9 protein-coding genes are annotated in these 14,079 nt (G+C 40.6%); 7 read left to right on the top strand and 2 right to left on the bottom strand.

What is annotated here, in order from left to right; genetic code table 11:
- The first annotated feature begins 164 nt into the window (after positions 1–164).
- Positions 165–2,735, top strand: a complete 2,571-nt coding sequence (gene clpB, locus Q4567_RS04240; RefSeq protein ID WP_303499494.1) for an ATP-dependent chaperone ClpB — start codon at positions 165–167, stop codon at positions 2,733–2,735.
- 111 nt (positions 2,736–2,846) lie between these two features.
- On the opposite strand, the gene prsT is transcribed toward clpB, so the two are convergent.
- A complete protein-coding gene (gene prsT, locus Q4567_RS04235; protein ID WP_303499492.1) occupies positions 2,847–5,612 on the bottom strand; it encodes an XrtA/PEP-CTERM system TPR-repeat protein PrsT in 2,766 nt (921 codons plus the stop codon).
- A gap of 201 nt (positions 5,613–5,813) precedes the next feature.
- Positions 5,814–6,614, bottom strand: coding sequence for an exosortase-dependent surface protein XDP1 (gene xdp1, locus Q4567_RS04230; protein WP_303499490.1), 801 nt, complete (start codon positions 6,612–6,614; stop codon positions 5,814–5,816).
- 457 nt (positions 6,615–7,071) lie between these two features.
- Between xdp1 and pssA the strand changes: the two genes are divergently transcribed.
- From pssA to Q4567_RS04200, 6 genes are all read left to right on the top strand, one after another.
- Positions 7,072–7,866, top strand: a complete 795-nt coding sequence (gene pssA / locus Q4567_RS04225; RefSeq protein ID WP_216050064.1) for a CDP-diacylglycerol--serine O-phosphatidyltransferase — start codon at positions 7,072–7,074, stop codon at positions 7,864–7,866.
- Between the two features lie 204 nt (positions 7,867–8,070).
- On the top strand, positions 8,071–8,664 hold the full coding sequence (locus tag Q4567_RS04220) for a PEP-CTERM sorting domain-containing protein (RefSeq protein ID WP_303499487.1): 594 nt from the start codon (positions 8,071–8,073) through the stop codon (positions 8,662–8,664).
- A 296-nt stretch (positions 8,665–8,960) separates the two neighbouring features.
- The gene (gene flhA / locus Q4567_RS04215; protein WP_303499485.1) at positions 8,961–11,057 is read left to right on the top strand and encodes a flagellar biosynthesis protein FlhA; all 2,097 of its coding nucleotides are present in this window, start codon (positions 8,961–8,963) and stop codon (positions 11,055–11,057) included.
- A gap of 54 nt (positions 11,058–11,111) precedes the next feature.
- Entirely contained in the window at positions 11,112–12,482 is a 1,371-nt protein-coding gene (gene flhF, locus Q4567_RS04210; protein ID WP_303499483.1) for a flagellar biosynthesis protein FlhF, read from the top strand.
- A complete protein-coding gene (locus tag Q4567_RS04205; protein WP_216050067.1) occupies positions 12,479–13,345 on the top strand; it encodes a MinD/ParA family protein in 867 nt (288 codons plus the stop codon). Before flhF ends, Q4567_RS04205 begins: the two co-directional genes overlap by 4 nt.
- Entirely contained in the window at positions 13,342–14,073 is a 732-nt protein-coding gene (locus Q4567_RS04200) for an RNA polymerase sigma factor FliA (RefSeq protein ID WP_216050068.1), read from the top strand. The genes Q4567_RS04205 and Q4567_RS04200 overlap by 4 nt, the downstream gene beginning before the upstream one ends.
- Positions 14,074–14,079: the final 6 nt, after the last annotated feature.

Raw genomic sequence — 14,079 nt, 5'->3', positions numbered from 1 at the left:
TTTTTTTCCTAAATCCAACTTTAGGTCTTATTCCAAATTAAAATCGCAATTCTCTCGCGTATATCGACAATTTACTGATCTAGATCAATCATTAATCATTCCTTACCTTGAATTGGTTACTAAAAGTACCCATTAAGTTGGTAAATCAATTTTGAGGAAATTTTATGCGATTAGATAGATTTACCAGTAAATTTCAGATGGCAATCTCTGACGCACAATCGATTGCATTGGGCCGAGACCACCAATATATCGACCCTGTCCATTTAATGACAGCTTTGCTTAATCAGCAAGGTGGTTCAATTCGCTCGTTGTTTGATAGCGTAGGAGCTAACGTTAATGGTTTACGCTCATCCCTAGCAGAGGCAATTGATAGATTGCCCAGAGTAGAAGGGATTGGCGGCGATGTGCAATTGAGCAAAGACTCCATTGTACTGTTGAACCTGAGCGATAAAATCGCCCAGAAACGTAAAGACGAATACATTAGTTCTGAAGTGTTTGTGTTAGCTGCATTAGAAGATAAAGGCAAACTAGGCGATATTCTTCGTCAGCTAGGCATTACCCAATCACAAATCGAGAAAGGCATTGAAACCATGCGGGGCGGTCAAAAAGTGACCGATCCGAATGCCGAAGATGTACGTCAAGCGTTGGAAAAATACACTACAGATCTTACTGAACGAGCAGAGCAGGGCAAACTGGATCCAGTGATAGGTAGAGATGACGAGATACGCCGTACTATCCAAGTTTTACAACGACGTACCAAAAACAACCCTGTATTAATCGGTGAGCCTGGCGTGGGTAAAACCGCTATCGTAGAAGGTTTAGCACAGCGGATTATTAATTCTGAAGTGCCTGAAGGATTGAAAAATAAGCGTGTGCTATCTCTGGATATGGGCGCACTTATCGCAGGAGCAAAATTTAGAGGTGAATTTGAAGAGCGCTTAAAAGCAGTGCTAAATGAACTGTCTAAAGAAGAAGGTCGGGTGATCTTATTCATCGACGAGTTGCACACTATGGTCGGCGCGGGTAAAGGCGAAGGCGCGATGGACGCTGGTAATATGCTCAAACCTGCTTTGGCGCGAGGGGAATTACACTGCGTTGGCGCAACGACATTAGATGAGTATCGTCAATACATTGAAAAAGACGCTGCTTTAGAGCGACGTTTCCAAAAAGTCATTGTCGATCAACCTAGTGTTGAGGACACCATTGCGATCTTACGTGGGCTCAAAGAACGTTATGAATTGCACCATTCTGTTGATATTACTGATCCGGCAATTGTCGCAGCAGCGTCGTTATCGCATCGCTATATTTCGGATCGACAGTTACCAGATAAAGCGATTGATTTGATTGATGAAGCTGCCTCCAGTATCCGTATGCAGATGGATTCTAAACCAGAGGACATGGATCGTTTAGAACGTAGAATAATTCAATTAAAGCTAGAAGAGCAGGCGCTATCTAAAGAAAAAGATGATGCCAGTCATAAACGCCTAGAACTAATTGAATTGGAGCGTGAACAATTAGAAAACAAATTTTCTGAGTTTGAAGCCATTTGGAATGCTGAAAAAAGTGCGATGCAAGGTACACAGCACATTAAATCTGAACTTGAGCAAGCTAAATTAGATATGGAAATAGCGCGTCGGGCTTCTGATCTTAATCGCATGTCAGAGTTACAATACGGACGCATACCTGAACTTGAATTGAAATTAGAACATGCGTCAGAAGCGGAGCAAACAGAAACTCAGTTGTTAAAAAATAAAGTGACTGAAAACGAAATCGCGGATGTGTTATCGCGCTGGACAGGCATTCCCGTCAACAAAATGCTTGAAGGGGAAAAAGACAAGCTGTTGCGCATGGAAGAAGCCTTGCAAAGTCGAGTGATTGGTCAAACAGAAGCGGTGAACGCAGTGAGTAACGCTATACGACGTTCTCGCGCCGGATTGTCTGATCCCAGTCGACCTATTGGTTCATTTTTGTTCTTAGGCCCTACCGGTGTAGGTAAAACAGAGCTATGTAAAGCCCTTGCTAACTTTATGTTTGATACTGAGCAAGCAATGGTGCGTATCGATATGTCAGAATTTATGGAAAAACACTCGGTTTCCCGTTTAGTGGGTGCGCCTCCAGGGTATGTCGGTTATGAAGAAGGTGGATACTTGACCGAAGCGGTAAGAAGAAAACCTTACTCAGTCATATTGTTGGATGAAGTTGAAAAAGCGCATCCAGATGTGTTCAACATTTTATTGCAAGTACTGGATGATGGTCGTCTAACCGATGGTCAAGGTCGAACTGTTGATTTTAAAAATACGGTCATAATCATGACCTCGAATATTGGTTCTGATGTAATTCAAGACAAACATCAAGAGAGTCAGTATTCCGAAATGAAAAATATGGTAATGCAGATCGTTGAGCAACAATTTAGACCTGAATTCATAAACCGTATTGATGATGTAGTGGTGTTTCATCCACTTGGTTTGGAACAAATCAAAGCTATCGCTAAGATACAGTTACAGTCTTTACGTCAGCGTCTACTTGAAAAAGGCTTTGAACTTGATTTGTCGCCAGCAGCTCTGGAAAAAATCGCTGAGGCTGGTTTTGATCCTGTATACGGAGCAAGACCGCTTAAACGAGCAATTCAGATGGAGATTGAAAATCCGCTAGCACAACGGTTGCTAGCAGGAGAGATTCAGGCTGAAAGTACTATTCGAATCGATATGGATGGTGATTCATTGAAGATTAGTTAAACCGAGAATTTGGGTACAGCATTGTTGTTGCTATACCCATTGTAAGGCCATTTATTAAAACGCCGATTACTATTTGTAGTCGGCGTTTTTTATTTACTTCAAACGATGATTTTAGAGTTTTTCTAACAACGCTTTAGCTTGCTTCTTTTCGATGAAATCCTGATCAGAAGATAGGGCTCTTTGCAAAGAAGCTTTAGCTTCACCCGTTCTTCCTAGCTTTTGCAAAGTGAAGGCTAAGTGATATTGATTAGAAGGCGAATTAGAATTCATTGCAAAAGATTTACGCAATATCGTTAGTCCTTCTTCATGTTTGCCTTGTAATGTTTTGATCCATCCTTGGGTATCATAAATTGCCGCATTTTCTGCTCCAAGGGCTAGTGCTTCTTCGATATATTGGTTCGCTTTAGTCAAATCTTTATTAACATAAATGTTAGCTAAGTTATTGAACATATAAGCTTTGTTCGGTAAATTTTGAATTTTTACTAATTTCTCATAATGCTTCGAAGCTTCTTCAAAACGATTCTGATTAAGCAAAAAGTCCGCAAACATACTACGATGGAAATGTGCTTCGGGATTTTGTTGTAAAAACTCAGTAGTAAAATGCTCAAACTTGTCACTGTTAATGCCTCTGGAAGCTAACTGGTATAATTTAAACATTGCAGTGCGGTTTAAATTATTGACCTCTAGGGCAAGTAAATAGTGTTCAAATGCCGCATCCAAGTTGTCGCTAGCCACATTCACATCTCCAGCCAAGATCAACAATCTTGAATCATTAGGATGGGTCTGTAACCATTTACTGACCATATCATTAGCTTTATTCAAGTCGTTGCTGGCTAAATGTAGGCGAATGTACTCAGTGGCAAGAAACAAACTATCAGGATGTATTGCGGAAGCGTCAGCTATGCTCTGTTTCGCATCATCAAAAAGCCCCGCTTTAAACTGAAGTTTACTTAACTCAACCAAACCTACAGCATCATCTTTAACCAAATAATGAATCTTTTTAATTTCTCGCGCCGCTCGGTCAATTTGCTTCAACGCAATATATAACTCCACTCGACGCATTTGATAAACGGCCATATCAGGTTCAGTTTTAATTGCGACGTTTAATTGCCTAATTGCTTTTTCAAGCTCACCTTGTTGAGTATAAATAGTGGCCAGCAATTCTAGAGCGGTTAAATTATTAATGTCTTTCTGTAATACCCGCTCTAAATTCTTCTCTGCCTCATCGCTCATGTTTGCATTAAATTGGCAGCGAGCTAACAGGGTTAAAATCCGCACATTGTCGGGTTGAATAGTGTTGAGCTTTTCGACAATCTGCAGTGCTGTCTGATGTTCACCACGGGAGCTTAATAGGTTGGCTTTGTTAAATTGTGCAGAGAAATGTTCAGGGTTAATGGCAAGTGCTTGGTCTAAATATTGTTCAGCTACTGCTGGGTTACCTAGGCGAATTTGAATGCCAGCTTTTAAATTCAAAAAGTCGATATTTTCAGGAACCGCTTGTAGCAGTTTATCGGCAATTTCATCCGCTTCGTTTAGCCTACCCATATCCATTAATAATTCACTGCGCAGAATAACAAAACGAAGATTTGTTTGCGCATATTCGGATTGGTCTAATCTGGTTAAAGCATCTTCGAGTTTGCCTCTCGACTTTAGGGTTTTAATTTCCAATAATTCAACATTTGGATTTTCTGGATACTGGCGTTTTAATTTCCCAGATATTTCCACCGCTTTAAATGCTTTATCGTTAGCTAAATATAATTCGGCAAGTAACAGAGCATTATCTAGCTTCTCCATGAGTTTACTTTCATGACGCTGCATAACTTCTAAAGCAAGTTTAGGATCATTCAGTTTTAAATGAGTTTGCGCCAGCAGTGCGATAGCTTCGATGTTATCTGGCACGAAATTAAGATATTGAATGAAAAATGTTTTGGCTTGCAAATAGTTCTGTAAGGCAAAAGCGGATAAAGCACTGACGTAAAACAAAGATGGATCATCTTGCAAACTTTCTTCACTAAGTCCTGCTAGTTGAGAGCTTAATTTTTCTAATTCTTTTGCAGCATCGTCACTTAATTGATTTTTCGCTAATAACCAAGCTTTCAATAACATTCCAGTCGGATCGCCGGGGGTCTGCTGCAAAATTTCGTCCAATAACTGCTTGGCTGAATCTATATCTTGGTTTTGCAGATAAGCACTTACTAACGAACGTTTTATAATAGGATCATCAACGTCAAGTGCGTAACTCTGTTTATAGTAAGTTATGGCTTCTGGCATATCTTTTTGGAAAAGATACAAATCTCCTTTGATACGCAATGTTTGAGCGTTGGTGGGTTCTAGCGCAAGTGATAATTCTATGTAAGACAGAGCTTTGTCAAACTGCTCATCTCGTATTTCAAGTGACGCAAGCGCATTGAGTGTGCGTATATTGGCTGGATCATTCTTTAATGCTAATTCATAACCTTTGCGTGCAGCGTCGATATTTTTAAGGTTTAAGTGGGCGGTGGCGACAATAATTTGCCAATCGTTTCGGCTCTTAGGAGTGAGGTTATTGAATTGACTATCAATGATTTTTTCGTTTTGCTTGGTATAAAGCCAAACCTTACCGAGGGTATCTACTATTAAACTGGGATCTGCTCCCATGGCTAATGCTTCTTCGAGTACTTCCTCTGATTCATACATATAACCACTGATTAACAGTACTTTACCCATGAGTATTTTAGCGGGTAGGCTATCTTCGTTTTGTTGTAAGCTGTTTTTCAAATGGATATAAGCAGTTTCAAAATCTTTATCTTCAAATGAAGCCAGAGCTTTTTCGTAAAATTCACTGCTGGTTTGTGCGATAACCTGGCTACTTACTAAAAGAAAAGCAGCTAAGGACATTTTTCTGGCCAGTTTCACCACGTATGATCTCTCTATAATTATGTAACTATGAATTGCTATCATTTTGCATTACAAGATACCGCAAAGCGCACATACTTTATACTGTTAGCGGATAAATTACTGCGCACTGCTGCGTTGATAATGTCAGATTTTAGACATAAAAAAAGACGGCGAACCGTCTTTTTGTCACAATATATTTGTCTAGACTGACATTTTACGTCTGAATATTGCTGCCACACCCGCTAAAAATAACGCAAATGTTGCTGGTTCAGGAACTTGTGTTTGACCTTCACCTTTGCGGGTTGTGATGTTTTTCAGTTTAATCGCATCATAGTAACTGTCTTCCGCATTGCCAGAAAAAACAGAGTTATACACACCCACTAACCAATATTTTGATTCAAAACCTGGGGCAATGGTTGCCGTGTTTGTGCCAATGTTGAACTTGTCGGTTTGATATCCCCAACCTTCAGATAACAAATCACTCCACTTGGTATCCGAAGAAAATGGAGTAGTACCGAGATCTTTCGTACCAGTGTAACCAACGATACTGACATCTGAATCATTACTATACCAACCGGCTTGAACGCTGGTTAACTCTACAGCAGTATCAAATTCAAATAACACCATGTCATAGTCACGCCATCCGTCGTTACTACCTTTATTATCTAAAGCATGATGAGGAGAATAATCAGAATCATCGTCGTTTATTGCGCCAAGACCAGAGGAGTAACGTTGTAAATCTGCGCTTTCGATAAACGGGTCTTGATCGTATGCGACATTACTACTGTTACACTCTGGGCCTGTGCCACAACTGGCATAGCCGGTTGATGACCAAGCTGTTACCGTCATACCGATTGTTCCAGAGGTATAACTAAGGGAATTAGAACCCCAACTTCCACCAGAACTGAAATTCCAATTCTGAGTTTCATACGTGGTCGTGCTTGCTGAAGCAAAACCTGTGACCGCTAATGCGAAAAATCCCGCTAAAACTTTATTAACCATAACTAATATTCCTACATCTTCCAACCTAAAGGCCGAGACCTTCACTGGAATGAGTTAAGCAAAAAACAAACCAACTATTGTAAGTGTATTGTAAACAACAGCTTAAGTGCTTTTTCGGTAATATTTCCCCAGGTCAATTTGTCTCCCTGTAAAAATAATGGACAGTAAAAAATTTACCTGTTTCCAGATGGCGACATGGTAAGATTTTATCGTTCTAATCTTTCTTAAAGCCAGTATACCGCGAGATTAAAGGGAGTTATGTATGACTTTCGTAGCATAGGTATTTTGAGATATAAGCGTTTACTTATAAAGGAAATGCTCAAATAGGAAACATTTTTCAAAAAGAAACAGTATATTTGCGCAAAGAAGCGTTAAAATTAGTCCGTGCAAGGGTGTGTATGATTTTGAGCTAATTCAGGATTATGCTATCTTGTGCGCTCATTTTGAAGGGGGAATAATGTCGGATTCTAAACGTAAAGGTATTTATTTGTTACCGAACTTGCTGACAACGGCTGGTCTGTTTTCGGGTTTTTATGCTGTAGTCGCATCGATGAACGGTCGATTTGAAGCCGCGGCAGTGGCGATTTTTGTGGCGATGATTTTTGACGGCCTAGATGGTCGAGTTGCGCGCATGACAAATACCCAAAGCGAATTTGGTGCTGAATACGATTCTATGGCCGATATGGTGTCTTTCGGAATGGCGCCGGCTCTTGTTGCTTATAATTGGGGTTTAACCGATTTAGGTAAAGTTGGCTGGTTGGCTGCCTTTATTTATGTGGCGGGTGCTGCATTAAGACTGGCAAGGTTTAACACCCAATTAGGTGTGGCGGATAAACGTTTTTTCCAAGGCTTAGCAAGTCCCGCTGCGGCTGCATTAGTTGCCGGAATGGTCTGGGTTGGCGTTGAATACGACGTCGATGGCAAAGATTTCGGTCTAGTAGTTGCTGTGTTAACGGGCTTAGCTGGATTATTAATGGTAAGTAACTTCAAATATAACTCGTTTAAAGAAGTTGACTGGCACGGCAAGGTACCTTTTGTTGGACTTTTAATTGTGATGTTAATTTTCATCATTGTTGCCACGGCGCCTTCTTTAGTGTTGTTTATAGTGTTTGCCCTCTATGCGTTAGCAGGACCTATAAATACGTTTCGAAGTGTTGATAAAGTGCGTCTTGAAGATGTAGTTGGGGATCGTGAAGAGTCTGATTGTGATTTCGACGATACACCCAAAAAATCGACTGAAGACGATAAATAATCGAGCAACTAAGTGTCAAAAAATTTAACGATCTCAATAGGCTTATTTTGTTACGTAATAATAAATTACTGATTCATATAATAAAAATAAGTTGGTTCAGTAATTGCTTTACTTAATTGCTGAGGTCGCACTGTTTAGTTTGTGACCGAAATATAACAATAAAAATGAACGAAATCGTTTAAAACAATAATAAGGTTCACTAGTATGAAGTATTTGAAAAAAGTTTTGCTCGCAACAGGTCTTATTGCCACTACACTGGGAATGTCTCTTTCAGCTAACGCTGGCGCAATTATTCAACAAGATATCTATGCAGATGTTCTGCTTTCTGAGTTTCATCCATTCAATATTGATTTAGGTCCTCAGGTAATAGGTTCTGTTACTTACAATACTGAAGACGCGGATGGGGCCGGTTTTTTGAGCGTTGTAGAGCTCGATTTGTCTATCGGCGATTTAGTTTTAACTGAGGCTGATGGTGATTCAGCGGATCAAGGTCTTCCAATTATAGCGGGTATTAATCCATTTGCTCCAAATGCTGGGTTAGAATTTTTATTTGAAACATTTCCTTTATTTGGTTCCATGCCAGACTATATATTAACGTTAGATGTTGGCTTTCTTGACGGCTTCTTGTTTGTTGATGAATATGTATATGACGTTAGTGGCGATATAATAGGCGTGTTTCCATCAGTAGATGCTGATATTTTTCTTGGCGCCGTAACTTATGTTCCAGAGCCTTCAGCATTAGTTCTTATGCTTGCTGGTTTAGGTTTACTAGTACGCAGAAAAGTGGCTGCTAAGTAAATTTATTCTCTCGTTTTAAAAAACCTGGCTTCAGCCAGGTTTTTTTATGTCTGTTAATATATTCACCTGTATACCGATTTGTCCTATTTCTGCTTTTTTGTTCATTTCCATTATTTTATTGCGGAGCAGTTTAATTTGTCCTCAGGCTTATTCACTATGCGTGATAGAGCGGAGTAGAGTGGCTTTAATTTCGTAAACTCATTTTCTAGCAAAGAACGTCAATTTACAGTCATTTTAGTTTTGGCGCGCTTGTTGCAATTCCACATATTATATTAATAACCGTCAAAAATTTGTTTATGGAACTTGCAGGTTACCTCAATCGGGTAGACAAAAATCAGGTAAAAAGCTTTATGAATGGGGTCGGCGCTCCAATCGTAGTGCTAGCCATAATGGGCATGGTTATTCTGCCGATGCCGGCATTTCTACTAGATATACTTTTTAGCTTCAATATCGCCTTATCACTTATGGTGATTTTGGTATCTGTGTTTACTAATAAGCCTGTTGATTTTGGTATTTTTCCTTTAATACTGTTAGTTGCCACTGTATTACGCCTTGCCTTAAATGTTGCTTCCACGCGAATTGTCTTGTTGGAAGGGCATGAAGGTGGAGATTCTGCTGGTAAAGTAATACAGGCATTTGGTGAAGTGGTTATTGGTGGTAATTACGCTGTGGGTATAGTGGTGTTTGCTATCCTACTGATTATCAATTTTAAAGTGGTAACTGCTGGTGCAGGACGTATTTCAGAAGTAAGTGCTCGTTTTACCTTGGACGCGATGCCCGGTAAACAGATGGCGATAGATGCCGATTTGAACGCCGGTTATATTGATCAAGATGAAGCCAGAAAAAGACGTTCGGAAATTACCAGTGAAGCCGATTTTTACGGCTCAATGGACGGTGCTTCTAAATTTGTTAAAGGTGACGCCGTTGCTGGTTTGTTCATTATGCTTATCAACATTGTTGGTGGTTTATTCATTGGTATTATTCAACATGACTTAGCCTTTGGCGAAGCCATTGAAATATATACTATTTTAACCATTGGTGATGGTTTAGTTGCGCAAATACCTTCGTTATTACTTTCCGTGGCTACGGCGATTATTGTTACCCGCGAAAATGACTCTCAAGAAATGGGTCAGGAAATGAGACGCCAACTAGGTAACCAAAAAGCGCTTTATGTTACCTCCGCGATTTTATTCGTGATGGGTATAGTGCCAGGTATGCCACACATAGCATTTCTTGGTTTTAGTGCATTTGTAGCGGCAGTTGCTTACTACAATTTCTGGAACGCCAAGAAGCAGGCTGCTGAACCGCAAGTATTGGAAAATACGCCGGAACAAAGCCAGCAGCAAGAGATTAAAGAGCTTGGTTGGGATGATGTGCAGCATGTCGACACCATAGGTTTAGAAGTGGGTTATCGCTTAATTCCTTTAGTTGATAAAACTCAAGGTGGTGAGCTTCTCACCCGGATTAAAGGCGTTCGTAAAAAATTGTCTCAAGAGTTGGGATTTTTAATTCCACCTGTGCATATCCGTGACAACTTAGATTTAAACCCCAATAGCTATACCATTTCTATGCTAGGAGTTACGGTTGGGGATGCCGAGATTAGTCATGACGATGAATTAGCGATTAATCCAGGGCAGGTTTTCGGAAAACTAGAGGGCAAGGCAACACGAGACCCAGCCTTTGGTTTAGAAGCCGTTTGGATCCGCCCTCAACAACGTGAACACGCACAAACTTTAGGGTACACAGTAGTAGATGCGGCAACAGTGGTTGCTACACACCTTAGCCAGTTACTAACTAATAATGCGTATCAGCTACTTGGACATGAAGAGGTTCAACAACTCCTCGATATGTTAGCTAAAAACAGTCCTAAGTTGGTTGAAGGTTTGGTACCGGAAGTCTTGCCGTTAAGTACAGTGGTAAAAGTATTGCAAACCTTGCTATATGAAGGCGTTCCTATTCGAGATATGCGCAGTATTGTGCAAACGTTATGTGAATATGGTCCTAAAACTCAAGATCCTGATGTGTTGGTATCTGCCGTTAGAATATCGTTAAAACGTTTAATCGTGCAGGAGATTAATAACAACGAACAAGAGTTGCCGGTTATTACCCTAGCACCTGACTTGGAACAAATGCTCCATCAATCTTTACAAGCTGGTGGAGAAGACGGCGCTGGTATTGAACCTGGCTTAGCTGAAAAATTACAAAACTCGTTGTCTGAAGCTTCGCAACAAAGAGAATTAGAAGGTGAGCCAGCCGTATTATTAACATCAGGCATGCTCAGACCTGTGTTATCAAAATTCTTCAAACATTCAGTGATGGGCTTGCACGTTTTATCTTATCAAGAAATTCCAAGTGACAAACAAATTCGAATTGTAAGTGCTGTGGGTCAATAAAATGGCGCAGACTAATTTATATAAACTAGACCAGATGCTTCTTTGGGGGGCAATGTGAAAATTAGACGTTTTATCGGAAAAGACATGCGCGATGCGCTTAACCAAGTAAAAAAAGAACTTGGCGGTGATGCGGTCATTATGTCCAACAAGAAGACTTCGGAAGGAATCGAAATTGTTGCTGCGTACGATCAAGCAAAACCTGAAGCTGTTACGGAACCTAATCAACGAATTAAGCATTCTGGTATTAATAAACAGCCAACTGCAACTGCAACTGCGCATCCTGGGCGACAAGCTACTACAGCAAACTTTAATCAACCACAAAGCCTGCGAGCAGCACAACAAAAAGTGCCGAGTCTGAGTGAAATTATTGGCGACTCGGGGCCAGATAGCCTGCGTGAGTTACTCGAAAAACAAGCCGCAGCAGCCGTGCCAACGTCACAAAATGAAGCTAATAGTCATGAGGTAAAAACGGCACAGGCTGAAGACGTTTCGAATTCTGCCATTAGTGAAATAAAAAATGAGTTAAATTCGCTGCGCAATGTACTTCAATTTCAAGTTTCTGGTTTGCTAAAACAACAACGTCAAAGTGCTCATCCTATGCACGGGTATTTAACCTCAAGACTGATTGAAATGGGCATTAGTAGTCACATTGCCGATGACATAGTCTCTTATACTCCTACTCCCGAAAACGCAGATGAAAGGCAGGCTTGGTTATTTTTACTTAAACTATTGTCTAATCGTATCCAAACCACTGGCAATGCTATTCTGGCCGACAAAGGTGTTGTTGCATTAGTTGGTCCCACAGGGACAGGAAAAACCACAACCATAGCCAAATTGGCGGCCAGAGCAGCGCAAAAGTATGGCGCTGACCAAATCGCGATGGTAACAATTGATTCCTATCGTATAGCGGCGTTTGAACAATTGGCGACTTATGGAAAAATTATTGGCTGTAACGTAAAAAAAGCGCAAAATGCGGAAGAATTGTCAGATATACTCTTCCAACTGCGTAACAAGCGATTGGTTTTAATAGATACTGCAGGTTTTGGTCAAAGAGATTCTCGACTAATCAAGCAGTTAGATACCTTAAATCAGCATTCATGTGCTAATATCAAGAAGTATGTTGTGATTCAAGCCAATGCACAATACAAAGTGCTGCAGCATACTTTGAGTGCATTTAGCAATATTGATTTGCAGGGATGTATTTTAACCAAGCTCGATGAGAGTTATAGTCTCGGAGAAGCGTTAAGTGTGGCAATTGAACATAAGTTAGCCGTTAGTTATTTGACGGATGGACAACGAGTCCCTGAAGATATTAAAGTTGCAGACGCAAAGTTTTTAATCTCTGCAGCGGCTAAGCTTTATAAAAAATATGGTTTGATTCATACTGCTAAGCCAGAACTAAACAAATCGGCATTAGCAATATGATTGACGACCAAGCGAGTAGCTTAAGACGAATGAATCAATCTCGATTAATCAAAGTGATTGCGGTAACCGGTGGTAAAGGTGGGGTCGGTAAAACGAACATTACCTTAAACACGGCTATCTCGATGGCTAAAATGGGCAAGCGCGTCATGGTGTTAGATGCCGACTTAGGGTTGGCAAACGTCGACGTCATGTTAGGCTTGCGAGTAGAAAAAAACTTATCCCATGTTTTATCTGGTGAATGTACGCTGGATGAAGTTTTAGTTGTGGGCCCTCATGGGGTATTGATTGCACCGGCAACCTCCGGAACACAATCAATGACCGAACTCAGCCCCACTGAACATGCAGGACTAATTCGCGCGTTTAGTGAGTTGCGTACCAATATAGATGTGCTTATTGTAGACACGGCCGCGGGCATATCAGATATGGTGCTCAGTTTTTCCAGAGCATCACAAGATATAATGATGGTTGTTTGTGATGAACCCACCTCTTTAACTGATGCATACGCGTTGATCAAACTACTGAACAGAGAACACGGCGTGTTTCGCTTTAAGATCGTTGCCAACATGGTACGTAACATGCGCGAAGGACAAGAGTTATTTGCAAAGTTATCTAAAGTGACTAACCGTTTCTTAGATGTTGCTTTAGAACTAGTAGCAACGGTTCCTTACGATGAGAATATTCGTAAGTCAGTTCGAAAACAAAAAGCAATTGTAGATGCATTTCCAGGATCGCCAGCTTCTATCGCTATTAAAGGCCTTGCAGAAAAAGCAATGCATTGGCCAATTCCCAACCAACCTGGTGGACACTTAGAGTTTTTCTTAGAACAACTTGTCGCCGAAAAAGTGGTAGGTGGACAAAGGTGATTAGAAAGGCAGCAGCTTATCAACAACAAGCCGATTTGGCTCAACTTGTAGAAAGACATGCTTCCTTGGTTAAGCGAATTGCCCATCATTTATTAGCCAGATTACCTGCCAGTGTATTAGTGGATGATCTAATTCAATCTGGAATGATTGGATTGCTCGAGGCCGCAAAAAACTTCGATGGCTCAAAAGGCGCAAGTTTCGAAACTTTTGCAGGTATCCGTATCCGCGGAGCCATGCTTGATGAAATCCGCAAAGGCGACTGGACACCCAGATCTGTGCATAAAAATGGCAGAGCAATTACCCAAGCAATTAATCAAGTAGAACGTGAAACGGGCAGAGATGCTAGAGATATAGATATCGCGGAAAAGTTAGAAGTAAGCCTACCCGAATACCATCAGATGTTGAATGAAGTCAACGCTGGAAAAATTATCGGTATTGAAGATTTAGGTATTACCGAAGATGTGATTACCACTGAGCAAAATAAAGGTAGTGACACGCCTTTTCAGGATTTACTACAAGGTTCATTTCAAAAAGCATTAGCACATGCTATTACTACTTTGCCGGAACGAGAAGCAATCGTACTGTCATTGTATTATGATGAGGAGTTGAATCTCAGAGAAATTGGCGAGGTACTCGAAGTTAGCGAGTCCAGAGTCAGCCAAATTCACAGCCAAGCAATGTTAAAATTGAAAAGCAAAATGCAATCTTGGCGAGTTAACGAAGAATAATAAAAC

Origin of the sequence: Aliiglaciecola sp. 2_MG-2023 (assembly GCF_030548145.1) — a bacterium.
Classification (GTDB): Bacteria; Pseudomonadota; Gammaproteobacteria; order Enterobacterales; family Alteromonadaceae; genus Aliiglaciecola; species Aliiglaciecola lipolytica_A.
The sequence above is the reverse complement of the archived record's forward strand: the minus strand, read 5'-3'. Positions and strand labels throughout refer to the sequence as shown.

What these genes read in the sequence shown, in the direction of transcription:
- flhA (WP_303499485.1), top strand. Translation starts at nt 8,961, where the DNA reads ATGGAACTTGCAGGTTACCTCAATCGGGTAGACAAAAATCAGGTAAAA.
- pssA (WP_216050064.1), top strand. Translation starts at nt 7,072, where the DNA reads ATGTCGGATTCTAAACGTAAAGGTATTTATTTGTTACCGAACTTGCTG.
- xdp1 (WP_303499490.1), bottom strand. Translation starts at nt 6,614, where the DNA reads ATGGTTAATAAAGTTTTAGCGGGATTTTTCGCATTAGCGGTCACAGGT.
- prsT (WP_303499492.1), bottom strand. Translation starts at nt 5,612, where the DNA reads ATGTCCTTAGCTGCTTTTCTTTTAGTAAGTAGCCAGGTTATCGCACAA.
- Q4567_RS04220 (WP_303499487.1), top strand. Translation starts at nt 8,071, where the DNA reads ATGAAGTATTTGAAAAAAGTTTTGCTCGCAACAGGTCTTATTGCCACT.
- clpB (WP_303499494.1), top strand. Translation starts at nt 165, where the DNA reads ATGCGATTAGATAGATTTACCAGTAAATTTCAGATGGCAATCTCTGAC.
- Q4567_RS04205 (WP_216050067.1), top strand. Translation starts at nt 12,479, where the DNA reads ATGATTGACGACCAAGCGAGTAGCTTAAGACGAATGAATCAATCTCGA.